Genomic DNA, 26,052 nt, shown 5'->3' on the forward strand with positions numbered 1-26,052 from the left:
GAGTGTAGTCCCACACTACCAAAGGTTCCGCCTCGACCTAATCGTCGATCGAGTCCGCGGTCGGCAGATCGACATCCGAGGCTCCCGGCAGCCGCATCCGGCTCAGCACGACGATGTCGACCACGAGGGACGCGACGGCGGCGACGATGACCGCGAGCGCGAAGATGCCGCGCTCGAGCCACTCCACCTGGAACAGCAGCAGCAGGGCGATGATGACGAGGACGAACTTCAGCAGCCAGGTTCCGAGCACGACGGCGAAGAAGATCTGCAGCCACTGCGGGTGCCCGTACCAGCGGTTGCCGAGCAGGATGCTGAGCGCGGTGAACGCCGGAAAGACGATGCCGACGAGGGCGCCGAGCACACCGCTCCACGCGCCGTCCGCGCCGGCGACCATGCCGCCGACGAGCGCGAAGACACCCGCCACGAGCAGGCCGACCAGGAGGCCCCAGATGAGGGCGGCGCGCAGCACGGGGGTGCTCGAGATGCGCCGGCGAGCGGTCGGGTCGGGGGTGTTCGCGGTCACAGGGAGAGCTCTTTCTCGGATGCGGCGGGGCGCGAGGGTCGGGCGGGGATGAAGGTGACGACGAGGCAGGCCGCGACGCCCAGGACGAGGAAGCCGACGCCGAGGAGGTAGTCGCCGGGCCAGGCGGCGGTCGTGCCGATGTACATCAGGAGTACCGACAGGCTCACGACCGTCGTCCACGAGTAGAACACCAGGACGGCGTCGCGGTCGCTGTGGCCCATGTCGAGCATGCGGTGATGCAGGTGCTTGCGGTCGGGCGAGAAGGGCGACTTGCCCCGCGACATCCGTCGGATGACCGCCATGCCGAAGTCCAGCAGCGGCAGCAGCACGACGACGACGGGCAGGAGGATCGGAATGAACGCACCCAGCAGCTGCGAGCGCCCGAACACGTCGTTGTCGCCGGTGGGCGGCACGAGACTGCCGGTCACGAGGATCGCCGAGCACGCCATGAGCAGCCCGATCATGAGCGCGCCCGAGTCGCCCATGAACAGCTTGGCGGGGTTCCAGTTCAAGGGCAGGAATCCCGCGCACACGCCCAGGAGCACGACAGCCAGGAACGACGCGAGGTTCGCGTAGCTGCTGGCGCCGAAGTCGCGGCCCAGCAGGTAGGTGTAGGTGAAGAACACGCCGTTGGCGATGAGGGCGACGCCGGCGACGAGCCCGTCGAGCCCGTCGATGAAATTGACCGCGTTCATGACCACGACGATCGAGAACACCGAGATCGTGAAGCTCGCGGCACTCGAGACGACGGTCTGCCCGCCGAGCGGAAGTGAATACAGCTGAACGCCGCCGAAGCCGACCACGATGCCGGCGGCGAGGAACTGCGCGCCGAGCTTGATGAGCCAGTCGAGGTCCCACAGGTCGTCGGCGACGCCGACGACCACGATCAGCGCCGTCGCTCCCAGGATCGCCCAGATGGGCTCGGGCTTGGCCCAGAAGATCGAGAAGAACGGGATCTGCGAGGAGGTGAGGATGACCGCCGCCGCGCCGAGGAACATGCCCACGCCGCCCAGTCGGGGCGTCGGGGTCTTATGGACGTCGCGCTCACGGATCGCGGGGTACAGCTTGTACCGGAGGCTCAGCTTCCAGACCAGCCAGGTCAGGCCGAAGGTCAGGAGCGCCGTGACCACGAACGTGGCCAGGTACAGCCTCACGCGCCGCTGCCGCCGGCGGGCGAGTCGGGATCGCCCCCGGAGCCCTGCTCCATCGGCGTGCGGTTCGCCGCTTCGGCGTGCTCGGGCTCGGTGTCGGGCTCAAGCAGGTCGCCGAGGATCTCGCGCAGCGCTTCGCGGCTGATCGCGCCGTCGCGCAGCACACGCACCGGCCCGGGCTCGGCGCCCACGAGTGCCGTCGCGTCGACGATCGTCGAGGCCACGCCGGTCGCCGCCGGTCCGCCGTCGAGGTACACCGCGACGCTGTCGCCCAGCATCCGCAGCGCGTCGTCCACCGAGACCGCCGCCGGCTGCTTGGTCAGATTGGCGCTCGAGACGGCGAGCGGCCCGCACTCCTCGAGGAGCTCGAGGGCGAAGCGGTCGGCGGGCATCCGCACCGCGACCGTCCCCCGCGTCTCGCCCAGATCCCACGACAGCGACGGCTGGGCGGGCAGCACGACGGTCAGGCCGCCGGGCCAGAACGCCTCGACCAGGCGCTCGACCGGCTCGGGCACCTCGGCGACGAGCGCGCGCATCGTCGCGACCCCGGCGACGAGCACGGGCGGCGGCGATTGCCGGTCGCGGCCCTTCGCAGCCAACAGCTTCGCCACCGCCGAGGCGCTGAACGCGTCGGCGGCGACGCCGTAGACGGTGTCGGTGGGCATGACGATGAGGTCGCCGCGGCCGATGGCCTGACGCGCCTGACGCATGCCGGGGAGCACCTGGGTCTCATCGCGGCAGTCGAATACGGGAGACATGACCGGTCCAGTCTACGGCGGGGAGGCTGGAGTCTCAGGAGCGGACCGCGGTGGTCGTTCGATCGCGCATCGTCAGATCGGGGTGCGTGGCCGTGGCCGACCAACCGTCCGCCGCGAGGATGTCGCGGATCGCGGCGCCCTGCAGCTCACCGTGCTCGATCACGATGCTGCCGCCCGGGTGCACCAGACGCAGCCCGACGCGCGACAGCGTGCGCACGACGTCGAGGCCGTCCGGTCCCCCGTACAGGGCGGCAGGAGGGTCCCAGTGCCGCACCTCGGGATCGCGCGGGATCGCGTCGTCGGGCACGTACGGCGGGTTGGACACGAGCACGGAGACCGTCCCGTCGAGCTCGGGGAACGCCCGCTCGAGGTCGATGAAGGCCAGCCGGGCGTTCGGCGCTCCGACGAGGGCGAAGTTCTCCTTCGTCCAGATGAAGGCGTCCACCGAGTTCTCGGCCGCGTGCACGCGGGCGTGGGGCACCTCGGTCGCGAGTGCCAGCGCGATCGCCCCGGAGCCCGTGCCGAGGTCGACCGCGACCGGCTCGGGGCCCGCGGCGGCACGGAGCAGGTCGATGGCGATCTGTGCGACGGTCTCGGTCTCCGGTCGCGGGACGAACACCCCGGGGCCGACCCGCAGCTCGAGGTGCCGGAAGGGTGCGGTGCCGGTCAGGTGCTGCAGCGGCTCACGGGCGGCGCGGCGGGCCACGAGCTCTGCGAAGCGGTCGGCCGCGTCGGCGGGAAAGTCGGCGCCGCGGAACAGAGCCGCCGACAGCTCGCCCCGGCCCATGCCCAGCACGTGCGCGGCCAGCAGCTCGGCGTCGACCTGCGGGGTCGGCACGGATGCCGCGGCGAGCTGCGTCGCGGCGGCGCGCAGGACCTCGTCCAGGCGCGGCTGCGGTGAGGATGCGGGTGAGGTGCTCATGGCCGCCGACCAGCCTAGCCAGGCGTTCCGATTCGTCACATTCCGAGCCGCGCTCGGGCCGCGACAATAGGCTGGGCGACGACTCCGCCGCGTCGCGGCATCCGCTCGAAACTCGAAAGGCAGACATGTCCGACCCGGTCACCCACGGCATCCATCCCGACATCACCACCGCGTACGGCAACACCCCTCTCGTGCGCCTGAATCGCGTCAGCGAAGGCCTGCCCGGCACCGTGCTGGCCAAGCTCGAGTTCTACAACCCCGCCTCGTCGGTCAAGGACCGCCTCGGCATCGCCATCGTCGACGCCGCCGAGAAGTCCGGGGCGCTGCAGCCCGGCGGCACGATCGTCGAGGGCACCAGCGGCAACACCGGCATCGCCCTCGCGATGGTCGGCGCCGCCCGCGGCTACCGCGTCATCCTCACGATGCCCTCGTCGATGTCGACCGAGCGCCGGCTGCTGCTCAAGGCGTACGGCGCCGAGCTCGTGCTGACGGACCCCTCTCTCGGCATGAAGGGCGCCGTGTCGGAGGCCGAGAAGATCGCCGCCGAGACGCCCGGCGCGGTGCTCGCGAAGCAGTTCGCGAACGAGGCCAACCCCGATGTGCACCGGCGCACGACCGCCGAGGAGATCCTGCGCGACACCGACGGCGAGATCGGCTACTTCGTCGCCGGCATCGGCACCGGCGGCACGATCACCGGCGTCGGCCAGGTGCTCAAGGAGCGCGTCGCCGACGTCCGCGTCGTGGCTGTCGAGCCGAAGGACTCCCCGCTGCTGACCGAGGGCAAGCCCGGCCCGCACAAGATCCAGGGCATCGGGCCGAACTTCATCCCGCCGATCCTCGACCAGAGCGTCATCGACGAGGTGCAGGACGTCACCTTCGACGACGCCGTGCGCGTCGCCCGTGAGGTCGCCTCGAAGGAGGGCATCCTCGTCGGCATCTCGTCCGGCGCGGCGGTCTGGGCGGCGCTGCAGGTCGCGGCCCGTCCCGAGGCCGAGGGCAAGAACATCGTCGTCATCATCCCGTCGTTCGGTGAGCGCTACCTCTCGACGCCGCTGTTCGCCGACCTGCGCGAGGACTGATGGCCCGGCTCCGAGCACGCATGCGCGAAGACCTGGCCGCCGCGAAGCTCCGTGATCCTGCGGCGCGCAGCGGCCTCGAGATCGCGCTGCTGTACCCGGGGCTGCACGCGGTGTGGTCGCACCGCGTCATGCATCGCCTGTGGCTCCGGCGCGCGCGCTTCCTCGCGCGCGCCGGGTCGCAGCTGACCCGTCTGCTGACGGGCATCGAGATCCACCCCGGCGCCCGCATCGGGCGGCGGTTCTTCATCGATCACGGCATGGGGGTCGTCATCGGCGAGACCGCCGTCGTCGGCGACGACGTCATGCTCTATCACGGGGTGACGCTCGGCGGTCGGACCCGTGACGCCGGCAAACGGCATCCCACGATCGAGGACGGCGTCGCCGTCGGTGCGGGCGCGAAGATCCTCGGCCCGATCACGATCGGCGCGCACAGCGTGGTGGGTGCCAATGCCGTCGTGACGAAGGATGCCCCGGCCGATTCGATCCTCGTCGGCGTGCCCGCACGTCCGCGCCCCCGTCGCGCCGGCGAAGACACCCGCGCCGTGCTGACCGCCCCCGAATACCACATCTGACCTCCCCCGCCCCGGTGTCGAGTCGCCGGGGAGCGCGGATGCCGGGCCGGTGGCACCCGCTGAACGAGGCGAGTGGATCGGTGGGCGTCAGTCCTGACCGAGAGCGGCGAGCTGGGCTTCTTCGTCCGCGGCGATGGCGGACGCGATGATGGGACCGAGCGCCCCATCCATGACCTGGTCGAGGTTGTACGCCTTGTAGCCGGTGCGGTGGTCGGCGATGCGGTTCTCGGGGAAGTTGTAGGTGCGAATCCGCTCGGAGCGGTCCATCCCCCGGATCTGCGAGCGACGGGCATCGGATGCCGCGGCATCCCGCTCCTCCTGCTGCTTGGCGAGCAGTCGCGCGCGCAGCACCCGCATGCCCGCCTCGCGGTTCTGCAGCTGGCTCTTCTCGTTCTGCATCGACACGACGATGCCGGTCGGGACGTGCGTGATGCGCACCGCCGAGTCGGTCGTGTTGACCGACTGGCCACCGGGGCCGGACGACCGGAAGACGTCGATCTTCAGGTCGTTGGGATCGATGTGGATCTCCTCGGGCTCATCGACCTCGGGGAAGACCAGCACGCCCGTCGTGGAGGTGTGGATGCGTCCCTGCGACTCGGTGGCCGGCACCCGCTGCACCCGGTGCACGCCGCCCTCGTACTTCAGATGCGCCCAGACGCCCTGCGAGGGGTCGGAGGACGACCCCTTGATCGCGACCTGGACGTCCTTGTAGCCGCCGAGGTCGGACTCGTTGCGTTCGAGGAGCTCGGTCTTCCAGCCCTGGGATGCGGCGTACTGGAGGTACATGCGCAGCAGGTCGGCGGCGAAGAGAGCGGACTCCGCTCCGCCCTCGCCCTGCTTGATCTCCATGATCACGTCGCGAGCGTCGTCCGGGTCGCGCGGGATGAGGAGCCGCCGCAACCGCTCCTGAGCGTCGTGCAGCTGCTCTTCGAGCGCGGGTACCTCCGCGGCGAAGGCCTCGTCGTCGCGGGCGAGCTCGCGCGCCGCCTCAAGGTCGTCGGACGCCGCGACCCACGCGTCGTGGGCCGCGACGATCCGCGACAGCTCGGCGTACCGGCGGTTGACCCGCTTGGCGCGCGCCGCGTCGGCGTGCACCGCGGGATCGGAGAGCTCCTCCTGCACCGCGCGGTGCTCGTCGAGCAGCCCCCGGACGGACTCGAACACGATCAGCGGATGCTGTTCTCGTGCCCGTTGCTGTGTCCGCCGGGCGCCGGGATCGACTTCTGCATCTGCACGAGGAACTCGACGTTGGACTGCGTCTCCTTGAGCTTGTCGAGAATGACGCCGAGCGCGTGCTGCTGGTCGAGGCCCGCCAGGGCGCGACGCAGCTTCCACGTGATCTTGACCTCGTCGGCCGAGAGCAGCATCTCTTCGCGACGCGTCGAGGACGCGTTGACGTCGACGGCCGGGAAGATGCGCTTGTCGGCCAGCTGGCGCGAGAGGCGCAGCTCGCTGTTGCCGGTGCCCTTGAACTCCTCGAAGATCACCTCGTCCATCTTCGACCCGGTCTCGACGAGCGCGGTCGCGAGGATCGTCAGCGAACCGCCGTTCTCGATGTTGCGCGCCGCGCCGAAGAAGCGCTTGGGCGGGTAGAGCGCCGAAGCGTCCACGCCGCCGGTCAGCACGCGGCCGGAGGTCGGCGCCGACAGGTTGTAGGCGCGGCCGAGGCGCGTGATCGAGTCGAGCAGCACGACGACGTCGCGACCGAGCTCGACCAGACGCTTGGCGCGCTCGATCGCGAGCTCGGCGACGGTGGTGTGATCCTCGGCAGGACGGTCGAACGTCGAGGCGATGACCTCGCCCTTGACGGTGCGCTGCATGTCGGTGACCTCTTCGGGGCGCTCGTCGACGAGCACGACCATGAGGTGGACCTCGGGGTTGTTCTGCGCGATGGCGTTCGCGATCTGCTGCAGCACGATCGTCTTGCCCGCCTTGGGCGGGGCGACGATGAGGCCGCGCTGACCCTTGCCGATGGGAGCGACGAGGTCGATGATGCGCTGCGTCAGCTTCTCGGGACCGGTCTCGAGGCGCAGGCGCTCCTGCGGGTAGAGCGGGGTGAGCTTGCCGAACTCGACGCGCGTCGCGGCGTCTTCGACCGACAGGCCGTTGATCGAGTCGACCTTGACGAGCGCGTTGTACTTCTGGCGGCTCGACTGCTCGCCCTCGCGGGGCTGCTTGATCGCGCCGACGACGGCGTCGCCCTTGCGGAGGTTGTACTTCTTGACCTGGCCCAGCGAGACGTACACGTCCTGCGTGCCGGGCAGGTAGCCCGTGGTGCGGACGAAGGCGTAGTTGTCGAGGACGTCGAGCACGCCGGCGATCGGGATGAGGATGTCGTCCTCGCCGATCTCCGTCTCGAACTCGTCGCCGCCCCCGGCCTGGCCGCGGCGCTTGTTGCGCTGGCGCCCCCGGCCGTTCTGACCCGCCGCACTATCGTCGTCCTCGGACGGACCCGCTGCGGCGGGAGCGTTGCGGTTCGCGTTGGCGTTCTGGTCGTTACCCTGACCGTTGCCGTTCGCGCCGTTCTCCTTGTTGCGGTTCCGGTTGCGGCTGCGGCTGCGGCTACGGCTGCGACCGGACGACTCGCCCTCGGCCTCGCCCGACTCGGACTTGGCGGCGTCGTCGGCGTCGGTGCCCTCGGCGCTGTCGTCGGATGCCGCCGGCTGCGTGTCCGCGGCGTCAGCGGCATCCTTCTCGGCGGCTGCCGGCGCGCCCTGCGGGGCGTCGGTCGACACCTCTTCGGTCGCGGCGGCGTCCTTCTTCGCGCCGCGGCCGCGGCCACGTCCGCGGGCGGGCTTCTTCGGCGCCTCGTCGACGGGGACCTCGGCGGCGTCGGCGGACGCGGCAGCGGCCGGAGCGTCCTCGCTCGCGGGCTGGTCTTCGGCCGCGGCGGCGGTCTCGACCGGCGCCTCGGCCGTCTCGGCGGGCGCTTCCGTGGTCGCGGTCTCGGCGACGGCCGGAGCGTCCTCGGCGGCCGGGGCGGGAACATCGGTGCTCTTGGCGCGGCGCGGAGCGCGCTTGCGCGGCGCCTTGACGGGCTTCTCGTCGGCGACGGGCGCGGATTCGGCCGGCGCAGCGTCGGCGGGCGCGGCATCCGCGGGCGTCTCGGCGGCGGGCGCAGCCTCGACCTCGGGCTCGGCGACCGGCGTCTCCTCGACGGTCGCGTCGTCGACGGCCGTCTGCGGGTCGGTGTTGATGTCGGTGACGCTCTCGACGCTCTCGTCGATGGTCAGGTTCTCGGAGTTGGACTCCACGAGTTCTCCTCTTACACGGTGGATATGACAGAACCGCATCCGACGCCGTCCACGGCGGGCGCCCTCCACCTGACACGCTCTTCCGGCCTGCGGCGCGGGGCGTGGATCAGGGGTGTTCGCGGTGATTCGCAGAATTGCGACGGAGGCTCAGATCACAGTGGCTGTGGAACCCTCCGTATGGTCCCTCACCATACCACCACGCACATCCACGGCCAGCATCCGCGCGTCCCACGGGGTGTCTGTGGTAGAGGCGGCGATTCTCGCCGCCTCGAGACGGCGACCCGGGCCGTCGGCGAGCACGAGGACGCTGGGTCCTGCACCCGAGATGACCGCGGCGAAGCCCTCGGCGCGCAGTGCCCGCACGAGCTTGTCGGTCTCGATCATCGCCGGCGCACGGTAGGACTGATGCAGCTTGTCCTCCGTCGCCGCGAGCAGCAGGTCGGGGCTCTGCGTCAGCGCCGCGACGAGCAGGGCCGACCGCGACAGGTTGAAGACGGCGTCCTCCCGCGGCACCTGCAACGGGTCGAGCCCGCGCGCCACCGAGGTCGACATCGTGAACTGCGGCACGAACACCAGCGGCGCGACGCCGCGGTGCACCAGCAGCTTCTTGTGCTGCGGGCCGCCGCGCTCGTCGACCCACGCGATCGTCAGGCCGCCGAAGAGCGCGGGCGCGACGTTGTCGGGATGCCCCTCGAGCTCGGTGGCCAGCCGCAGCAGCGCGTCCTCGCCGATCTCGACGTCGCCGGCCAGCAGGCCCTTCGCGGCGAGGAGTCCCGCCACGACCGCCGCACCCGACGAGCCCATCCCCCGGCCGTGCGGGATCGCGTTGACGGCCTCGAGGCGGACGCCCGGCATCGTGCGGCCGAACGCCTCGTACGCGTAGGCCATCGCGCGCACCACGAGGTGCGACGCGTCGGTGGGGACGTCCTCGGCCCCCTCGCCCGAGACCGAGATCTCGAGGCCGGGGCCGGGCAGCTCCGTCACGACGAGCTCGTCGTAGACGCTGAGCGCGAGGCCCAGCGTGTCGAACCCGGGTCCGAGGTTCGCGCTCGTGGCGGGAACCCGGACCGCGACCGATCGGGTCACGCCGACGCCTGCGGCGCCAGGTCGAGCACCGAGGCGACCTCGCTCGTCGTCGCGTCGACGACGATGGGCTCGGCGTCGGTGCCGTCGGGGTTGCGCAGCGCCCACTGCGGGTCCTTGAGGCCGTGACCGGTGACGGTGAGGACGACGCGCGCACCGGCGGGGATGACGCCCGCCTCGGCGCGATCGAGCAGTCCCGCGACCGAGATCGCCGACGCCGGCTCGACGAAAACACCGGCGGTGCTGGCCAGGAGCTTCTGCGCCGCCAGAATGCGGTCATCGTCGATGGCGCCGAACCAGCCCTCGGTGGCATCGCGAGCCTCGAGCGCGAGGTCCCACGACGCCGGGTTGCCGATGCGGATCGCGGTGGCGATGGTGTCGGGGTTCTTCACGACCTCGCCGCGGACGAGCGGCGCCGAGCCGGCGGCCTGGAAGCCGAACATGCGCGGCACCCGCGTCGCGACGCCGCGGGCGGCCTCCTCGCGGTAGCCGCGGGAGTACGCCGTGTAGTTGCCGGCGTTGCCGACGGGGATGAAGTGGAAGTCCGGGGCGTCACCCAGCTGCGAGACGACCTCGTAGGCCGCGGTCTTCTGGCCGTCGATGCGGTCGGGGTTGACCGAGTTCACGAGGTGCACCGGGTAGTGGTCCGCCAGCTCGCGGGCGATCTCGAGGCAGTCGTCGAAGTTGCCGCGGATCTGGATGAGCGTGCCGCCGTGCGCGACGGCCTGGCTCAGCTTGCCCATCGCGATCTTGCCCTCGGGCACCAGCACCGCGGCGGTGATGCCGGCGTGGGCGGCGTAGGCCGCGGCGGATGCCGAGGTGTTGCCGGTCGACGCGCAGATGACGGCCTTCGCGCCGTGCTCGACGGCGCGCGAGAGCGCAACCGTCATCCCGCGGTCCTTGAACGAACCGGTGGGGTTCATGCCCTCGAACTTCACCCACACGTCGGCGCCGGTCAGTCGCGACAGCTCCCGTGCGGGCACGAGCGGCGTGCCGCCCTCACCCAGGGTCACGACGGTCGATGCGTCCGTGACGTCGAGCCGGTCGGCGAACTCGCGCAGGACTCCCTGCCAAACATGTGCCATGTCAGTCTCCTTCTACCCGCAGCACCGAGACGACCCGGGTGACGACGCCGCTCGCGCTGAGCGCGCCGACGGTGTCGCTGAGGTCTTGCTCGCGTGCCGTGTGCGTTCCGATCACCAGGCGCGCGGTGTGCACGTCGTCCCCGGTGACGATGGTCTGTTCGAGGGTCGCGATCGAGACGCGGCCGTCGCTGAGGAGGCCGGCGACCGCGGCGAGAACGCCGGGGCGGTCTTCGACCTCGAGGGTGATCTGGTACCGCGTCGTGACGTGCCCGATCGGCACGACGGGGAGGTTCGCCCGAGTGGACTCCCCCACCCCGACGCCGCCGGCGATGTGGCGACGCGCCGCCGAGACGACGTCGCCGAGCACGGCGGATGCGGTCTGCACGCCGCCGGCGCCGGCGCCGTAGAACATCAGGTCGCCCGCGGCCTCGGCCTGGACGAAGACGGCGTTGTTGGCGCCGTGCACGCTGGCGAGCGGGTGCTCGCGCGGAACGAGCGCCGGGTAGACGCGCACCGAGATGGTCTCGCCCGACGGCGAGACCTCGGCGTCGGACAGGCGCTCGCACACCGCCAGCAGCTTGATGACGTACCCCGCCTTGCGGGCGGCATCCATCATGTCGGCGTCGATCTGGGTGATGCCCTCGCGGTGCACCGCGTTGAGCGGGACGGCGGTGTGGAACGCCAGCGAGGCGAGGATGGCCGCCTTCTGCGCCGCGTCGTACCCCTCGACATCCGCCGTCGGATCGGCCTCGGCGTAGCCGAGCGCCTGCGCATCGGCGAGCACCTCGGCGAAGTCGGAGCCGTCGCGGTCCATCCGGTCGAGGATGTAGTTCGTCGTTCCGTTGACGATGCCCATGATGCGCTGCACGCGGTCACCGGCGAGCGAGTCGCGCAGCGGGCGGATGATCGGGATGGCGCCGGCTGCGGCAGCCTCGTAGTAGATCGAGGCACCGACCTGGTCGGCCGCTTCGAAGAGCTCGGGGCCGTGCGTGGCCAGCAGCGCCTTGTTCGCGGTCACGATGTCGGCGCCCGCTCCGATGGCCTGCAGGATGCTGGTGCGCGCGGGCTCGATGCCGCCCATCAGCTCGATGACGATGTCGGATCCGACGAGCAGCGGCTCGGGATCGGTCGTCAACAGTTCCCGCGGCAGGTCGACGTCGCGGGGCGCGTCGAGGTCGCGCACCGAGATGCCGACGAGGTCGAGGGCGGCTCCGGCACGATCGGCCAGCTCGTCTCCGTGCTTGAGCAACAGCGCGGCGACCTGCGAGCCGACGGCGCCGGCTCCGAGCAGGGCCACGCGCAGGCGGCGGTAGTCCGTCATTCGGCTCCTTCGGTGGGGATGCCCGCGTCGCGGGTGAGCAGATCGTCGATCGTCTCGCCGCGCACGATGACGCGCGCTTCGCCGTTCGAGACGGCGACCACGGGCGGACGCGGAACGTAGTTGTAGTTGCTCGCGAGCGAGAAGCAGTAGGCGCCGGTCGCCGGCACGGCGAGGAGGTCTCCGGGGGTCACGTCGCCGGGGAGGTATTCGGCGTCGACGACGATGTCGCCGGACTCGCAGTGCCGGCCGACCACGCGGGCCAGCGTCGGCGCGGCTTCGCTCGTGCGGCTGGCGACTCGCGCCGAGTACGAGGCGCCGTAGAGGGCGGGACGGGCGTTGTCGCTCATCCCGCCGTCGACGCTGACGTAGAGGCGCTCGAGCTCGTCACTGACCCGGACCGGCTTGGTGGTGCCGACCTCGTAGATCGTGACGCCGGCGCGCCCGACGATGGAGCGCCCCGGCTCGAAGGCGAGGGCGGGCAGCGGGATGCCGCGTGCGCCGCACTCACGGGCGACGGCGTCGACGATGCCGTCGGCGAGCTCTTCGATGTCGGTCGGGTCGTCGACGCTGGTGTACGCGATGCCGAACCCGCCGCCGAGGTTCATCAGGGGCACCTCTCCCCCGGCGAGCAGGCGCGCGTGCACCTCGACCAGTCGCGAGGCCGACTCGGCGAACCCGGCGGTGCCGAAGATCTGCGATCCGATGTGGCAGTGCATCCCGAGGAAGCGCAGCGACGGCAGCTCGCGGATCCGTGCGACGACGCGCTCGGCGTCGGTGAGGGCGAAGCCGAACTTCTGGTCCTCGTGCGCCGTCGCGAGGAAGTCGTGCGTCTCGGCGTGCACGCCGCTGTTGACCCGCACCAGGACGGGCTGCACCGCGCCGCGGGCCGCGGCGATCTCGGCGAGCCGGTCGATCTCGACGAGGCTGTCGACGATGACCGAGCCGACACCCAGCTCGACCGCGCGAGCCAGCTCGAGACGCGACTTATTGTTGCCGTGCAGGCCGATGCGAGCAGGATCGGCGCCGCCGGCGAGGGCGACGGCGAGCTCGCCGCCGGTCGCGACGTCGACCGCCAGCCCCTCACCGGTCACCCAGCGGACCACCTCGGTGCTGAGGAACGCCTTGCCGGCGTAGTAAACGCGCGCGGTCGTGCCGTGCCGCGCCGTCGCAGCGTCGAAGGCCTCTCGCACACGGCGGGCCTGCGCCACGACGGCATCCTGGTCGAGCACGTACAGGGGCGTGCCGAACTGCTCGGCGAGGTCGGTGGCCAGCACGCCGCCGACGGTGAGCACGCCGTCTGCGGTGCGAGCCGCGGCGGGCGGCCAGATCGCGGCGACCAGCTCGTTCGCGTCAGCGGGAGCGTGGAGCCATTCCGGCACGGCGGGGCGGACGTCGGACGCGGACACGGGAACACCAATCGGGAGGAGCGTTGACCGCCCGGCAGACGGGGCCGCGACGGTGCCGCCAGTCTAGGACACTGCCCGCACGCGCTCCGCCCGCATGACGTCGGGCGTCGCGCCCGGATGAACCTGCCGCCGCGCGCCGGCCCCGCAGCGGCGATCAGACGCCGTAAACCGACCCGCCCAGTGCCGACGCGAGCTCGGCGACGACAGGGGCGATCGGTCCCGCGTCGACAGCGCCGCTTCCCGCCGCTCGCTCGGGTTCGGCCGGGCGCAGCGCCGCGAGCGCGCGGAGCATGCCCGGGTGATGCCCGACGTCGAGCGCGGCCCGCGCCACCAGCATCCACGCCGCCTCGTGCATGAGGTCACGCGGCGGGTCGGGCGTCTCGTCGAGCAGCGCCCGCGCCGCCGACGCCGACGAAGTCCGGGCTGCGAGCAGGGGTCGCGCCCAGGGCTCGTACGGTCCGACATCGCCGTCGGGCAGCGACCGCGAGCCGTCCCGCACGGCAGCCGCGAGGGCGGCCATCGCGAGCAGGCCCCGGGTGAACCCGGGCATCTCGTCGGTCGCCGGCGGCGGCGGCCCCTGCCGGAAGGTCCACCGGAACCACCCCGTGAAAACCCGGGCGAGGGGTCGACCCTCGCGGGCGGCGAGGGCGTCGATCCGCTGCGCGTCGATGTCCGCGGCCGCGAGATCGTCGAGGGCGCACAGCGCCTGCATCCGGATCATCCGTCCGGCGATCTCGAACGAGGGAAGGTCGGCGCGTTCGGCAGCCGCCGTCATCTCGGCGCCGATGTCGCGACGCTCGGCGGCCAGGCCGGCGCGGGCGAAGGACTGCATCCACCGCGCGTTCAACCCGAAGCAGAGCAGTTGCGCGTCGCCGAGGTCTCGGGCGATCGCCTCGGCCTCGCGGGCTTCGGCCATGCGCACCGCCGTGCCCCGCGACTCGATCGCGATCGTCGCGAGCAGGCGCGCACGGCTGCGGCGAGACACATCGGCCGCCGGATCCGCGAGCGATCGCTCTGCCGCGCGGACGACCTCAGCGGCCCGGCCCGCGTCGTCCGAGCGGGTCCAGCTGGCCGGCACCTCGAAGCCGCCGATGACGCGTGCCAGCAGCGGTGCGTCGCCGAGACGCGCCGTCGCCGCGATGGCCTCGGCGCGCCGTTGCCCGGCCGCCGCGACCGACCCCGACGTCGCCAGCGGGCCGAGCAGGGCGGCGACACCTTCCACCTGCGAGCGCGGCCCGGCGTCCGACTGTGCCGCGGCGGTGCGCAGCAGCAGCTCCCCACCGTCGTCGGGCATCCGCAGCGCGGGGTCGTGACGGAGGATCGCCTGCTCGAGCGCCGCCAACCGCGACACCGGATTGATGCCGAACCGCTCGCGCAGCATTCCGCGAGCACGGGCGAGCACGGCGAGCGCCTCGGGCTGACGAGCGTCGCGATAGAGGGCGAGCGCGTAGAGCCTCCAGCCGCTCTCCCGCCAGGGGTCCGCCTCGACCTGAGGAGCCAGCGCGACGGCCGCATCCGCCGCTCGCCCCGCCGCGAGGAGTTGCTCGGCGTGCGCCTCGACGAGGCGGGAACGCACCTCGGCCAGACGGGCGCGTTCGCGCTGGGCCCAGGGGCGCTCGGCGAACTCCGCGTACGGCTCACCGCGCCACTCGTCCCGAGCGCGCGCGATCGTCGCCGCCGCGGCGGGGTCTGCCGGCACGCTCCACCCCGCGGCCGGACCGGGGAGCGCGGCGAGCGCGTCCTCGGCACGCCAGGCGTCGACTCGTGACGGCGGCAGTCGCAACGCGTACCCGAGCTCCACGCTCACGAGCACCGTCGCCGGTGCCCGCGCCGGGCGCTGCGGCTCGAGCAGGCGGCGCAGTTCACCGACGAACGTGCGCACCGCCCCGACGGCCCCGACGGGCGGATCGTCCCACAGCTCCTCCACCAGCACCGTCGTGGGCACCGGCCGCCCGCGCGCGGTCAGGAGGATGCCGATGATCTCGCGATGGCGCGGCTTCGACAGGGTCACCGGCTGATCGCCGACGCGGAGGCGCATCGGCCCGAGCACGTCGAGGCTGACTCCGGTCACCCGGCGATTGTACGGAGCGACGCGCTGATCGGCCGCTGATCGGCGCCGCCCACGATGGTCCCCGACCACGGGCGCCGCGGCGGTGCCCGGTGAGAGGAAGACATGGACCTGGATCTCGGCGGACGTTCCGCCTTCGTCAGCGGCTCGACGGCCGGCATCGGCCTGGCGATCGCCCGCTCGCTCCTGCGAGAAGGTGCCGACGTCATCATCAACGGGCGGGACGAGCGCCGCGTCGCGGACGCGGTGGCCGGCCTGCGCGCGGAGTTCCCCCGCGCCGATGTCGACGGTGTCGCGGCGGACTTCGCCTCGGACGCCGAATCGACAGCCCTGTGCGACCGGCTGCCCGACGTCGACATCCTCGTGAACAACGTGGGACTGTTCGAGCAGCGCGCGTTCGCCGACATCGACGATGCGGCGTGGCGGCACTACATCGACGTCAACGTCCTCAGCGGCGTGCGATTGAGCCGCCGGATGCTGCCGGGCATGATCGATCGGGGATGGGGCCGCGTCGTCTTCGTCAGCAGCGAGTCGGGCGTCGACGTCCCCGGCGACATGATCCACTACGGCGCTTCGAAGGCGGCCGTCGCCGCGATCGCCAACGGCCTGGCCAAGCTCACCCGCGGCACAGCCGTCACCGTCAACACCGTCCTCGGCGGGCCGACCTTCTCGGACGGCGTCGCGGCCGCGGTCACGGCCGTCGCGGCGCAGAGCGGACTGCCGGTCGACGACATGAAGCGCGCGATCATCGGAACGCGCACGACGACGCTGCTCGAGCGGTTCATCGAGCCCGACGAGATCGCCGCGGCGGTCACCTACCTGGCCAGTCCCCGAGCCTCGGCCACGAACGGCGCCGCGATGCGCGTCGACGGCGGCGTCCTGCCCACCGTGTACTGACGGTCGAGGCCGGGGTCGGGCTCGACCGCGTGGTCAGCCCTCGTCGGTCGGCGCGGCCGCCAGCCGCTCCACCGCGCGGCGGACGCGCGCCGACCGGGTCGCGCCCGGTGCCGCCGAGAGGATCGGATGCAGCACGGAATACCTCTCGGCGGCCCGCAGCCCGGCGAACGCCGCCGCCGCTGCCGGCGATGCGGCGAGCGCGGCGGCGAGGTCGTCGGGTACGGCCGCGGCGGCTTGTCCGGCGTAGGCGCGCTCCCAGCGGCCGTCCGCCCGGGCCCGCTCGATCTCGGCGTGGCCGCGCGGCCGCATCCGCCCGTCGGCGATGAGGCGCGCGACGATCTCGACGTTGCGCTGCGACCAGATCGACCGCGCGCGCCGCGGCGTGTACAGCTGCAGGAACGTCGCGTCGTCGCGGGTGTTGCGCCGGCCGTCGATCCATCCGCTGCACAGCGCCTCGTCGAGCGCTTCCGCGTAGGTCAGCGACGTCGGCTCGGTGACGCCCTTCTTGGCGAGCACGAGCTGCACGCCGTCCGAGGTGTCTTCGTGAGCGTCGAGCCAGGCGCGCCACGCGGCGGCGTCGGCGACGATCAGCGGCTCGGCCGGCGTCGCGGCATCCTCGGTCATCTCATCCCCCGACTCGGCGCGGTCAGTCACAGGTCCCGTTGGCCTGCAGGGCGGGATCGCGGATGATCGCGCCGTCGACGTCGACCTCCGCCACCAGGGCGCCCGGCTCGACGCGCACCTCACGCACCGTCAGTCCCGCGGGCAAGCGGTCGCGCACGCAGATCGGATACGACTGCAGCACCGCGTCAGCAGCCGAGCCGAACCGCTCGCGCAGCGCATCGCCCGTCAGCTCGGCGCCGCCCAGGCGCACGGCCTCGGGCGAGAGCACAATGTCACCGTCGGTCACGCTCGGTCGCAGGTCGAGGCCGAGCGGCACCGTCAGCGCGAAGAGGGGCAGCTCGACCTCCACCTGCACGTCGGGCGGCGCCAGCACGATCCCGGTGTCGGGTACACCCTCGACCTGGGCGAGCAGCGTCTGCAGCTGATCCTCCGAGAACACCACCGTCGCCTCAGCCGCGCCGATGTCGCCCCCGTCCATACGGATGGGGACCTCGCGCGCCCGCACCGACACATCGGCGACGACATCGCCGAGCGGCACGTCGTCACTCGAGACGTCGAGCCGGTCGAGCGTCCCGCCGAGCACCTGCGGCAGCACCGGCTCGTCGACACCGACATCCACCTGCTGGTCCTCGGGCAGGGCGAGCTGCGTGATGACCTGCTGACGCACCGTGCTCGTGACGATCTCGCGCGTGATGTGCTCGGCGACGAACCACGCGGCGATCGCGAGTCCGACCACCACGACCGCGGCGATGATCCAGGGCAGGGCGCGACGACGGCGGCGGCGCGGCGCGGATGCCGCTGCCTCGGGCAACGGCAGCGTGGGCTGCGTCTCGCCGCTCACCGGGTCACATCCGCTCGGGAGCGCTGACGCCGAGCAGGTCGAGCCCGTTGCGCAGCACCTGCCCCGTGGCGTCGTTGAGCCACAGGCGGGTGCGGTGCAGGTCGGTGACCTCCTCGTCACCGAGGGGCGTCACCCGGCAGTTGTCGTACCACCGGTGGTAGAGGCTCGCGAGCTCCTCGAGGTAGCGCGCGACGCGGTGCGGCTCGCGCAGCTCGGCGGCGAAGGCGACCACGCGCGGGAACTCCTGCAGCGCACCGAGCAGCGCCGACTCGGTCTCGTGGTCGAGCAGCTCCGGCGCGAACGCGTCGCGGGTGACACCCGAGTCAGCGGCGTTGCGCGCGACGTTGTGCGTGCGGGCGTGGGCGTACTGCACGTAGAAGACGGGGTTGTCGTTCGTGCGCTTCTGCAGGATCTCGGGGTCGAGCGTCAGCGGCGAGTCGGCGGGGTAGCGCGCGAGCGAATAGCGCAGCGCATCGGTGCCCAGCCAGTCGCGCAGGTCGTCGAGCTCGATGATGTTGCCGGCCCGCTTCGACAGACGCGCACCGTTGACCGACACGAGCTGCCCGATGAGCACCTCGATGTCCTTCTCGGGGTCGTCACCGGCTGCGCCTGCGAGCGCCTTGAGGCGGTGGACGTAGCCGTGGTGGTCGGCGCCGAGCAGGTAGATCTTGTGCGCGAAACCGCGGTCGCCCTTGTTGAGGTAGTACGCGGCGTCGGCGGCGAAGTAGGTGTACTCGCCGTTGGAGCGGCGGATGACGCGGTCCTTGTCGTCGCCGAAGTCGGTCGTGCGCACCCACACGGCGTCGCCTTGATCGAAGACATGCCCCTGAGCGCGCAGCCGGTCGACGGCCTGGTCGACGAGGCTCGGCCCGCCGTCCGCGGGGGTCGCGTGCAGCAGGCGCTCGCTGAAGTACACGTCGAAGTGCACGTTGAACTTCTCGAGAGACTGCTTCAGATCGGCCATCTGCAGTTCGTAGCCGAGGTCGAGGGCGACCTGCTCCTGCTCGTCCTGCGACAGGGTGAGCAGGTCGGGGCGGGCCGCCAGCACCCGCTGGGCGAGGTCGTCGATGTACGCCCCCGGGTAGCCGTCCTCGGGCGTGGGCTCGCCCTTCGCGCTGGCGAGGACCGAGCGCCCGAACCGCTGCATCTGCGCGCCGGCGTCGTTGATGTAGAACTCGCGCACCAGCTCGGCGCCGCTGGCCAGCAGCAGTCGCGCGATGGCGTCGCCGAGCGCGGCCCACCGGGTGTGTCCGATGTGCATGGGGCCCGTGGGGTTGGCGCTGACGAACTCGAGGTTGATGCTGTTGCCGGCCTGGCTGTCGTTGCGACCGAACGCCTCGCCCGCCTCGACGATCTGGCGCGCGAGGGCGCCGGCGGCGGCGGCATCCAGTCGGATGTTGATGAATCCGGGACCGGCGACCTCGACCGAGGCCACACCGGGGGTCTCGGCGAGCGCCGCGGCGATCTCGGCGGCGAACTCGCGCGGGTTGGCTCCGACGCGCTTGGCCAGCTTCATCGCCGCGTTCGAGGCCCAGTCGCCGTGGTCGCGGTTCTTGGGCCGCTCGAACACGAAGTCGGCGGCGGTCAGTCCCTCGCTCGATCCGGGGCGTCGCGCCTCGGCGAGCGGGGCGACGACGGACAGGAGCGCTTCGGCGAGGGCATCGGGATTCATAGCCCTCCGATTCTAGGCGGGCCGCCGGTGATCGCCGTCCGTGCGGGTCAGGCGATCGAGATGAACGCGACGTGATCGTCGGCCACGGGATCCGCGACCGAGGCGTCACCGTCCGCGATCGCGGCATCGACCCGCAGATGGGTCAGCGCGATGTTGCCGCCGTAGTAGCTGAGGAAGGCGCAGTCGGCGGCGTCTCGGCCCGTCGCGATCCGCACGAGACCGCGCCGGTTCGACAGCCGCGTCGCGTCGATGACGTACCAGGAGCCGTCGAGATAGGCCTCGGCCACCGCGTGGAAGTCCATCGGTCGCAGGCCGGGCGCGTAGCAGGCGACATACCGCGCGGGAACGTCCATCGCTCGCAGCAGCGCGATCACGAGGTGCGCGTAGTCGCGACATACGCCCTGTCCGCTGGCGAGCGTCGTGACCGCCGAGTCGGTGCCCAGGCTCAGCCCGGGTGCGTAGGTGGTACTCGTCGCCACGAAGTCGCTGACCGCCGTGATCAGTTCCCGCCCGTGCAGCCCGCGGAACTGCCGCCGAGCCTGCGCGAACACCTCATCCGACTGCGCGTACCGGCTGGGCCGCAGGTAGGCGATTGTCTCGAGCTCGCTGGCCGGCGCCGGGTCGGCCGTCCCGTCGACCACGGCGCGGTAGCGCACCGACACCGTGCCCGCCTCACCCACGAGACGGTGGATGCGGCTGCCGCCGGCCGATCCGGCGGGATCGACGATCTCGGCGACGGCGAGCTCACGATCACCGAGCGTGACCGTCAGGCGTTCCTCGGCGAAGGGCACCGCGCGAGCGGCCGCGACCTGAAGGATGACGTCGACGGGACCGGTCATCTGGAGGTCGAGCTCCGCCGTCAGGATGCGCTGCACCGAGCAATCCTCGCACGCGGATGACACGGTTCGACCGCCCCCGAGCTGCACCGCTCGCGCATGACGTACCCTCAGCGTGTGCACACCCGAATCGCACTCCCCCACCGCCGTCTGACGTGGGCCGTCACGGCTGTCGCGGTCGCCGCCGTCGCGGTCGCTCTCGCCGCCGTGTGGCGCCCCGCGCCGGCTCCCGCCGCCCCCGCCGCTGCCGCCGGATCGGCGGTCGTCGCCACGGATGCCGCACCGCTGAGCCTGCCCGCGGGTGCGCGCGTCCTCGTCTTCGGCGACTCGTGGACCTACGGTTCCGCGGCGACCCATCCGACCGAGGGCTACGCGTACGTCCTGGCTGAACGCACCGGTTGGACCACCATCGTCAACGGCGTCCGCGGCAGCGGCTACCTCAAGCCCGGCATCGACGGCCCGTCGTTCGGCGACCGCATCGCCGCGCTCGACCCGGCGCTCGACCCCGACCTCGTGATCGTGCAGGGCTCCATCAACGACCGCAAGCAAGGCGCCGCCGGCTATCGGGATGCCGTGAACGCCGCGTGGGACGACCTCGCGGCGACCTACCCTGAGGCCCGCATCGTCATCCTTGGCCCGGCGCCGCAGGTGCTCCCGATCGAGTCCGAGACGGCCCGCATCGACCGCGACCTCGCCGACCTCGCCGCCGCGCGCGGCTGGTGGTACCTCTCCCCCATCGTGGAGCAATGGATCACCGACGCCAACTACCGCGACGTCATCGACACGAGCGCCACGGGCCGCGACCACCCCTCGACCGCAGGACACGCCTACCTCGCCGACCGCCTCGCGGCGGATCTCGCCGCGATCACCGAGGCACCGGCCGTCGCCGCCGAACCCGCCCCGCAGCCCCTCGTCCCCTGACCGGGATGGTCGAGTCCCCGCACCCCGCGGTGATAGTCTCGATCGGCACGCCTCCGTAGCTCAGGGGATAGAGCGTTGGTTTCCGGTACCAAAGGTCGCAGGTTCGATTCCTGTCGGGGGCACCAGTAGGTCGAAGGGCAGTCGGGTAACCGACTGCCCTTTCTGCGTACCCGGCCGCCTCAACGCGGTTCACCGTGTGTCGCGCCTGGGGAGCGGTCGTTACGCTCGGGGTGAAGGCGGAGGGGTACCGTGCGACTGAAACTGATTGTCCGTGACCAGCAGGGGGACCGTGACGTCGTCGTCACGTGCGATGCCACGGCGACGGTCGGAGATGTCGCCGCCGCCCTCGCGGGCCAGACGGACACCCAGCGACGAACCCAGCCGCTGACGCTCTGGGCGCACGCACCCGGCGCCCCGGATGCGCAGACGTTGAACCCGCTGTTGTCGCTGCACGACTCGGGGCTGCGTTCCGGAACGAGCGTCGCGCTCGTCGAGCCGCTCACCGCCCCGCCGTCCGAAGCCGACGCACGGGCCGTCCTCGCCGTGACCGAGGGGCCCGACGAAGGCCTGACGGTTCGTCTCGGCTCGGGCGTGAGCTTCGTCGGACGTGATCGAGCCGCTCACGTGCGACTGCACGATCCGCTCGTGTCGCGACGGCACGCGAGCGTGACCGTGTCGGGGAGGTCCGTGGTCGTTTCGGATCTGAACTCCGCCAACGGTGTGGAGGTCGACGGCGAACGCGTCGACCGCGCCGTCCTGCTGCACCGGTCTCAGGTGCGCATCGGGTCGACGAGGTTCCGCGTCGATCCGGTGGCCACGGCGAGCAGCGCCGAACGGACACGAGAGTTCTCCCGATCCCCCCGCGTCGTGGAGCCGTGGCGACCACCCGAGTTCGAAGCTCCCACGCTGCCCTCGGTCGGCGAGCGTCCCCCGTTGCCGTGGATCGGCATCGCCGCGCCGATCATCGCGGGCGCCGCCTTGTTCGCCATCACGCAGAATCCGCTGATGCTGCTGTTCATCGCTTTGTCACCGATCCTGATGCTCGGCATGTGGGTGGACCAGGTGTTCCGCCGCCGCAAGCAGAAGAAGGAACAGAGCGCCCGATTCCGCACCGGCCTGGAGTCTCTCGAAACCGACCTGAGCGAGCAGGCGGCAGCCGAGCACGCCGCACGATTGGCCGAGTCGCCGTCGGTGAGCGACATCGCCGAGGCGATCTCGACCCGGTCGCCGCTCATCTGGACGCGCGTTCCGGAGCACGGCGCCTTCCTCTCCGTACGATTCGGGCGCGGAACCCTGCCGTCACGGGCCTCAGTCACGATGCCGTCGCGCGATCTCGGGGCAACCGACGAGTGGAACGAGCTCAAGCGGGTAGTCGACCGCTTCGCGAATCTCGAGGACGTGCCGGTGGCCGAGCGATTCCGGGATGCGGGGGCCATCGGCGTCGCCGGACCCGACCAGTTCGCCGGTGATGCCGCACGCGCGTTGCTGCTGCAGATCGCCGGCCTGCACTCCCCCGCAGATGTCGCGGTGTGCGCGTTCGCGGCTGGAGAGGCCGCCGCGGAATGGTCGTGGGTGAAGTGGCTCCCCCATACCGATGGCCCGCACAATCCACTGCCCACCCCGCTCGCCGCCGACCTTCCCGCCAGCACGCGGTTGCTCTCAGACCTCGAGGAGCTGATCCAGCAGCGCACGCTGGCCCGGGGCGGAACCTCGCAGGTGCGCTCGCACATCTCGACGGAGACCCCCGGCGCACCGGGGTTGTGGGAGCCGGTGGAGCGCGAACCGCTGACACCCGCGGTGGTGGTCTTCATCGCCGGCGACCCGGCGGTCGACCGGGGTCGGCTCGTGCAGGTCGCGCACGACGGACCGGATGTCGGCGTGTACACGGTGTGGCTGGCCGGCGATGTGAGCCATCTGCCGGTGGTGTGCCGCACCTACATCGCCACGCGCTCTGCGCAGGCCACGGTGTCGTTCGTGCGTCACGGCGCCGAGGTCGCCCTCACGCATATCGAGCTGGTCGACCCGCCACAGGCGGAACGGGTCGCTCGGGCTCTGGCACCGCTCGAGGATGACGGCGCGCCGGTGCTGGACGAATCCGATCTCCCTTCCGCCGTGTCGCTCGTGGAGCTTTTCGACGACGACATCGCGGGCGATCCCCAGGCCGTCGCGGGTCGGTGGGACAAGAACGATTCGCTCATGGCTCGCTGGATTCCTGGCGTTCCCCGGGAAGCCGGTGGGTTGGGAGCTCTCGTCGGCCAGGGTGCAACCACGCCGCTCCGTATCGACCTGCGCCGCGATGGCCCCCATGCCCTCGTGGGTGGCACGACCGGCTCGGGAAAGTCCGAGTTTCTGCAGACGTGGATCCTGGGGATGGCCGTCGAGCACGCGCCGGACCGCCTGACCTTCCTCCTCGTCGATTACAAGGGAGGGTCGGCCTTCGGCGACTGCGTCACCCTTCCGCACACGGTCGGGCTGGTCACCGACTTGACGCCCCACCTGGTCAAACGCGCCTTGACCAGCCTGCGCTCCGAGCTGAAGCGCCGCGAGGAGATCCTCGCGGCCAAGGGCGCGAAAGACCTCGTCACGCTAGAGGAGCGCGGCGACCACGACGCACCTCCCTCCCTCGTGATCGTCATCGACGAATTCGCCGCACTGGTCACGGAGGTGCCGGAATTCGTCGACGGCGTGATCGACATCGCACAGCGAGGACGCTCGCTCGGTCTTCACCTCGTGATGGCGACCCAGCGTCCCGCCGGCGTCATCAAGGAGTCGCTCCGCGCCAACACGAATCTCCGTGTCGCCCTGCGCGTGGCGGACGAGGCCGACTCGCAGGACGTGCTCGGCATCGATCGCGCCGCGCACTTCGACCCCGCCACCCCCGGACGGGCCGCGGCCAAGCTCGGCGCCGGACGGGTCATCGATTTCCAGACCGCGTACGTCGGGGGACGCGCCGACCATCGGGATGCCGCGGAGGTCGAGATCCGTGATCTGCCCTTCGCCCCCGCCGCCGCGTGGCCACGACCGGCGACAGCCGCCGCACCGACATCGGGGGAACGCGACATCGAGCGGCTCGCAACATCGATCGGCGCCGCATCCACACAGCTGCGGATCGCGACTCCGCGCCGCCCCTGGCTGGACGCGCTTCCCGACGCCGTCGACCTCGCCGACCTCCGCGCTTCGGGCGACGGGCTCGCCATCGGGATGCAGGACGAGCCCGAGCATCAGACCCAGACGCCGTTCGTCGTCGATCTGGACGCCGTCGGCAACCTCGTGGTGTTCGGCACCGGCGGCGTCGGCAAGACGACGTTGCTGCGCACCCTCACCATCGCCGCGAGCGTGGGACGCACCCCGGCCTGGGTCTACGCGATCGAATCGGTCGGCGGCGCGCTGTCGAGCCTGTCAGTCCTGCCCAATGTGGGGGCGGTGATCGCACTCTCCGATGCCGAACGCGTCACCCGCCTGTTGGCCCAGCTCCAGGACTGGGTCAACGAGCGGTCCCGCCTGTTCGCCGCGGCGAATGCGGCCACCCTCTCGGCATACAACAGCACCGTGGCGAGACCGCTCCCCCGAATAATCGTGCTCGTCGACGGAATGGCCGCCTTCCGGTCGGAGTACGAGTTCCGCGATGCCGGACGGCTGTTCGACGGCTTCACCGGCCTCCTCACGAACGGACGGCAGGTCGGCATCCATTTCGTCCTCACCGCCGACCGTCAGGCGGCCATCCCGCAGTCGATCCTCACCTCGCTGCAGGAGCGCATCGTTCTCCGTCTGGCCTCCGATGTCGAGTACGACCTGATGGGGGTGCCGCGCGATGCGCTCGCGGACGCCCCCGCGGGCCGCGGATACGCGCGCGGGCGGGAGGTCCAGATCGCCACCCCCGGAGGAACGGCAGACCTCGCCGCGCACACGCAGGCGCTGACCGACCTGGCCGAAGAGATTACCGCGACAGCCACGCCCGTCCGTCGGCTCGATGAGACAATCCCGTGGTCGAGCCTTCCGGCAACGGTGGACGGGAGTCCCACTCTCGGAGTCGCGGATGACACCCTCGAGCCGGTCGGGATCACAGACGGCCTGTTCGTCGTCTCGGGTCCGTTCCAGTCGGGTCGCACTACAGCGATGCGGACCATCATCCATGCCGTCACCGCGGCGAGCCCGACACAGGCCACCTACCTCCTCAGCGCGCGCCCCGGCGAACTCGCACACGCGGCCGCGTGGACCGCATCGGGGATGGATATCGACGACGTCGACGACCTCGCGAGCCGGCTGGCAACGGATCTGCAATCCGGGGCCCTGCGCGACGCGCTGATCGTCATCGAAAGCAGCTCCGAGTTCGAGGCGACCGCCGCGGAAGGCACGATCGCTCGTCTGCTGAAAACGGCACGTCGCGCGCCCGGCATCCGCGTCGTCGTCGAAACAGATACCGTCACAGCTGGGTCGGCCTGGCAGATCTTCACCGAGCTGAAGACCGCCCGAGGCGGCATCGTGCTCCAGCCCGAGGAAACCGACGGCGCGGGCATCTTCCGAGTGCCATTCCCACGATCGACGCGCGCCGAGTTCCCCGTCGGCCGGGGGTTCCTCGTTACTTCCGGGAGAGTCCGCCGCGTTCACGTCGCACTTCCGCCTCGGTGACACCAGAAGGCACCGAAGCATCGACCGTTCTGTCCCCCGAAAAGGGGACGCGGAGTTTCGCGCGAGCAATGTAGCGTCGAAAAGCCTAGGTAGAAGGGGATCTCACTATGGCGAACATGAATGTCACATATGGCGAAATGACCTCGCGTGCCGACCAGCTCATCGCCGGTCGCGACGAGATCAACACCACCCTGCAGCGCCTGCAGTCGCAGATCAACGCGCTCGTCGCCCAGGGCTTCGTCACCGACCGGTCTTCCGGCGCATATCAAGAGGCGTACAACCGGTTCAACGCCGGAGCGACGAACACCATCGGCGGTCTGAACGACCTTGCCGCTTTCCTCCGCACCACCGCACAGACCCTGCAGGACGTCGACACCCAGATCGCCTCCCGCATCGGCCGCTGACCAGCC

21 protein-coding genes and 1 tRNA gene are annotated in these 26,052 nt (G+C 71.4%); 7 read left to right on the forward strand and 15 right to left on the reverse strand.

Annotated features, from left to right (window positions below):
- Positions 1 to 37: 37 nt before the first annotated feature.
- The 4 genes from JOF37_RS04855 to prmC are packed head-to-tail and all read right to left on the reverse strand — an operon-like array spanning position 38 to position 3,354.
- Positions 38 to 523 (reverse strand): Cg1360 family ATP-synthase-associated protein, encoded by a 486-nt coding sequence (locus tag JOF37_RS04855; RefSeq protein ID WP_210005628.1) that lies wholly within the window; start codon positions 521 to 523, stop codon positions 38 to 40.
- The gene (locus JOF37_RS04860) at positions 520 to 1,677 is read right to left on the reverse strand and encodes an MraY family glycosyltransferase (protein ID WP_210005629.1); all 1,158 of its coding nucleotides are present in this window, start codon (positions 1,675 to 1,677) and stop codon (positions 520 to 522) included. Before JOF37_RS04860 ends, JOF37_RS04855 begins: the two co-directional genes overlap by 4 nt.
- Positions 1,674 to 2,432, reverse strand: coding sequence for an L-threonylcarbamoyladenylate synthase (locus JOF37_RS04865; RefSeq protein WP_210005632.1), 759 nt, complete (start codon positions 2,430 to 2,432; stop codon positions 1,674 to 1,676). The genes JOF37_RS04860 and JOF37_RS04865 overlap by 4 nt, the downstream gene beginning before the upstream one ends.
- A gap of 34 nt (positions 2,433 to 2,466) precedes the next feature.
- Entirely contained in the window at positions 2,467 to 3,354 is an 888-nt protein-coding gene (gene prmC, locus JOF37_RS04870) for a peptide chain release factor N(5)-glutamine methyltransferase (protein WP_210005633.1), read from the reverse strand.
- A 125-nt stretch (positions 3,355 to 3,479) separates the two neighbouring features.
- On the opposite strand from prmC, the gene cysK reads away from it, so the two are divergent.
- The gene (cysK, locus tag JOF37_RS04875) at positions 3,480 to 4,433 is read left to right on the forward strand and encodes a cysteine synthase A (RefSeq protein ID WP_210005634.1); all 954 of its coding nucleotides are present in this window, start codon (positions 3,480 to 3,482) and stop codon (positions 4,431 to 4,433) included.
- Positions 4,434 to 4,453: 20 nt separating this feature from the next.
- Complete coding sequence (gene epsC / locus JOF37_RS04880) at positions 4,454 to 5,005, forward strand: serine O-acetyltransferase EpsC (protein ID WP_372445414.1); 552 nt, start codon at positions 4,454 to 4,456, stop codon at positions 5,003 to 5,005.
- 87 nt (positions 5,006 to 5,092) lie between these two features.
- Here the strand turns inward: epsC and prfA are convergent, their stop codons facing one another.
- The 7 genes from prfA to JOF37_RS04915 form a co-directional block, all read right to left on the reverse strand.
- Positions 5,093 to 6,169 (reverse strand): peptide chain release factor 1, encoded by a 1,077-nt coding sequence (gene prfA, locus JOF37_RS04885; RefSeq protein ID WP_210005636.1) that lies wholly within the window; start codon positions 6,167 to 6,169, stop codon positions 5,093 to 5,095.
- A 2-nt stretch (positions 6,170 to 6,171) separates the two neighbouring features.
- The gene (gene rho, locus JOF37_RS04890) at positions 6,172 to 8,298 is read right to left on the reverse strand and encodes a transcription termination factor Rho (RefSeq protein ID WP_245338100.1); all 2,127 of its coding nucleotides are present in this window, start codon (positions 8,296 to 8,298) and stop codon (positions 6,172 to 6,174) included.
- Between the two features lie 108 nt (positions 8,299 to 8,406).
- A complete protein-coding gene (thrB, locus tag JOF37_RS04895; RefSeq protein ID WP_210005637.1) occupies positions 8,407 to 9,345 on the reverse strand; it encodes a homoserine kinase in 939 nt (312 codons plus the stop codon).
- Positions 9,342 to 10,427, reverse strand: a complete 1,086-nt coding sequence (thrC, locus tag JOF37_RS04900; protein ID WP_210005638.1) for a threonine synthase — start codon at positions 10,425 to 10,427, stop codon at positions 9,342 to 9,344. Before thrC ends, thrB begins: the two co-directional genes overlap by 4 nt.
- A 1-nt stretch (position 10,428) precedes the next feature.
- Positions 10,429 to 11,748 carry a homoserine dehydrogenase gene (locus JOF37_RS04905; RefSeq protein WP_210005640.1) on the reverse strand — a complete coding sequence of 440 codons (1,320 nt, stop codon included), beginning with the start codon at positions 11,746 to 11,748 and terminating at the stop codon, positions 10,429 to 10,431.
- Entirely contained in the window at positions 11,745 to 13,154 is a 1,410-nt protein-coding gene (lysA, locus tag JOF37_RS04910; protein WP_210005650.1) for a diaminopimelate decarboxylase, read from the reverse strand. Before lysA ends, JOF37_RS04905 begins: the two co-directional genes overlap by 4 nt.
- Positions 13,155 to 13,308: 154 nt before the next feature.
- Positions 13,309 to 15,225, reverse strand: a complete 1,917-nt coding sequence (locus JOF37_RS04915; RefSeq protein ID WP_271174829.1) for an AfsR/SARP family transcriptional regulator — start codon at positions 15,223 to 15,225, stop codon at positions 13,309 to 13,311.
- 102 nt (positions 15,226 to 15,327) lie between these two features.
- On the opposite strand from JOF37_RS04915, the gene JOF37_RS04920 reads away from it, so the two are divergent.
- Positions 15,328 to 16,119: an SDR family NAD(P)-dependent oxidoreductase gene (locus JOF37_RS04920; protein ID WP_210005653.1), complete on the forward strand. Its 792-nt coding sequence runs from the start codon at positions 15,328 to 15,330 to the stop codon at positions 16,117 to 16,119.
- Positions 16,120 to 16,152: 33 nt separating this feature from the next.
- Here the strand turns inward: JOF37_RS04920 and JOF37_RS04925 are convergent, their stop codons facing one another.
- The 4 genes from JOF37_RS04925 to JOF37_RS04940 are packed head-to-tail and all read right to left on the reverse strand — an operon-like array spanning position 16,153 to position 20,131.
- On the reverse strand, positions 16,153 to 16,743 hold the full coding sequence (locus JOF37_RS04925; protein WP_210007675.1) for a YdeI/OmpD-associated family protein: 591 nt from the start codon (positions 16,741 to 16,743) through the stop codon (positions 16,153 to 16,155).
- Positions 16,744 to 16,765: 22 nt separating this feature from the next.
- Positions 16,766 to 17,584 (reverse strand): LmeA family phospholipid-binding protein, encoded by an 819-nt coding sequence (locus JOF37_RS04930; protein ID WP_210005654.1) that lies wholly within the window; start codon positions 17,582 to 17,584, stop codon positions 16,766 to 16,768.
- A 4-nt stretch (positions 17,585 to 17,588) separates the two neighbouring features.
- On the reverse strand, positions 17,589 to 19,256 hold the full coding sequence (locus tag JOF37_RS04935) for an arginine--tRNA ligase (protein WP_210005657.1): 1,668 nt from the start codon (positions 19,254 to 19,256) through the stop codon (positions 17,589 to 17,591).
- Positions 19,257 to 19,303: 47 nt separating this feature from the next.
- Positions 19,304 to 20,131 carry a transglutaminase-like domain-containing protein gene (locus JOF37_RS04940; protein ID WP_271174827.1) on the reverse strand — a complete coding sequence of 276 codons (828 nt, stop codon included), beginning with the start codon at positions 20,129 to 20,131 and terminating at the stop codon, positions 19,304 to 19,306.
- Positions 20,132 to 20,209: 78 nt separating this feature from the next.
- Between JOF37_RS04940 and JOF37_RS04945 the strand changes: the two genes are divergently transcribed.
- From JOF37_RS04945 to JOF37_RS04960, 4 genes are all read left to right on the forward strand, one after another.
- Positions 20,210 to 21,013, forward strand: coding sequence for an SGNH/GDSL hydrolase family protein (locus JOF37_RS04945; protein WP_307803441.1), 804 nt, complete (start codon positions 20,210 to 20,212; stop codon positions 21,011 to 21,013).
- 49 nt (positions 21,014 to 21,062) lie between these two features.
- Positions 21,063 to 21,138, forward strand: a tRNA-Arg gene (locus JOF37_RS04950).
- 124 nt (positions 21,139 to 21,262) lie between these two features.
- A complete protein-coding gene (locus JOF37_RS04955) occupies positions 21,263 to 25,642 on the forward strand; it encodes a type VII secretion EssC family protein (protein ID WP_210005664.1) in 4,380 nt (1,459 codons plus the stop codon).
- 116 nt (positions 25,643 to 25,758) lie between these two features.
- Positions 25,759 to 26,046 (forward strand): WXG100 family type VII secretion target, encoded by a 288-nt coding sequence (locus JOF37_RS04960; RefSeq protein WP_256977375.1) that lies wholly within the window; start codon positions 25,759 to 25,761, stop codon positions 26,044 to 26,046.
- Positions 26,047 to 26,052: the final 6 nt, after the last annotated feature.

This window comes from Microbacterium imperiale (genome assembly GCF_017876655.1).
Taxonomy (GTDB): Bacteria; Actinomycetota; Actinomycetes; order Actinomycetales; family Microbacteriaceae; genus Microbacterium; species Microbacterium imperiale.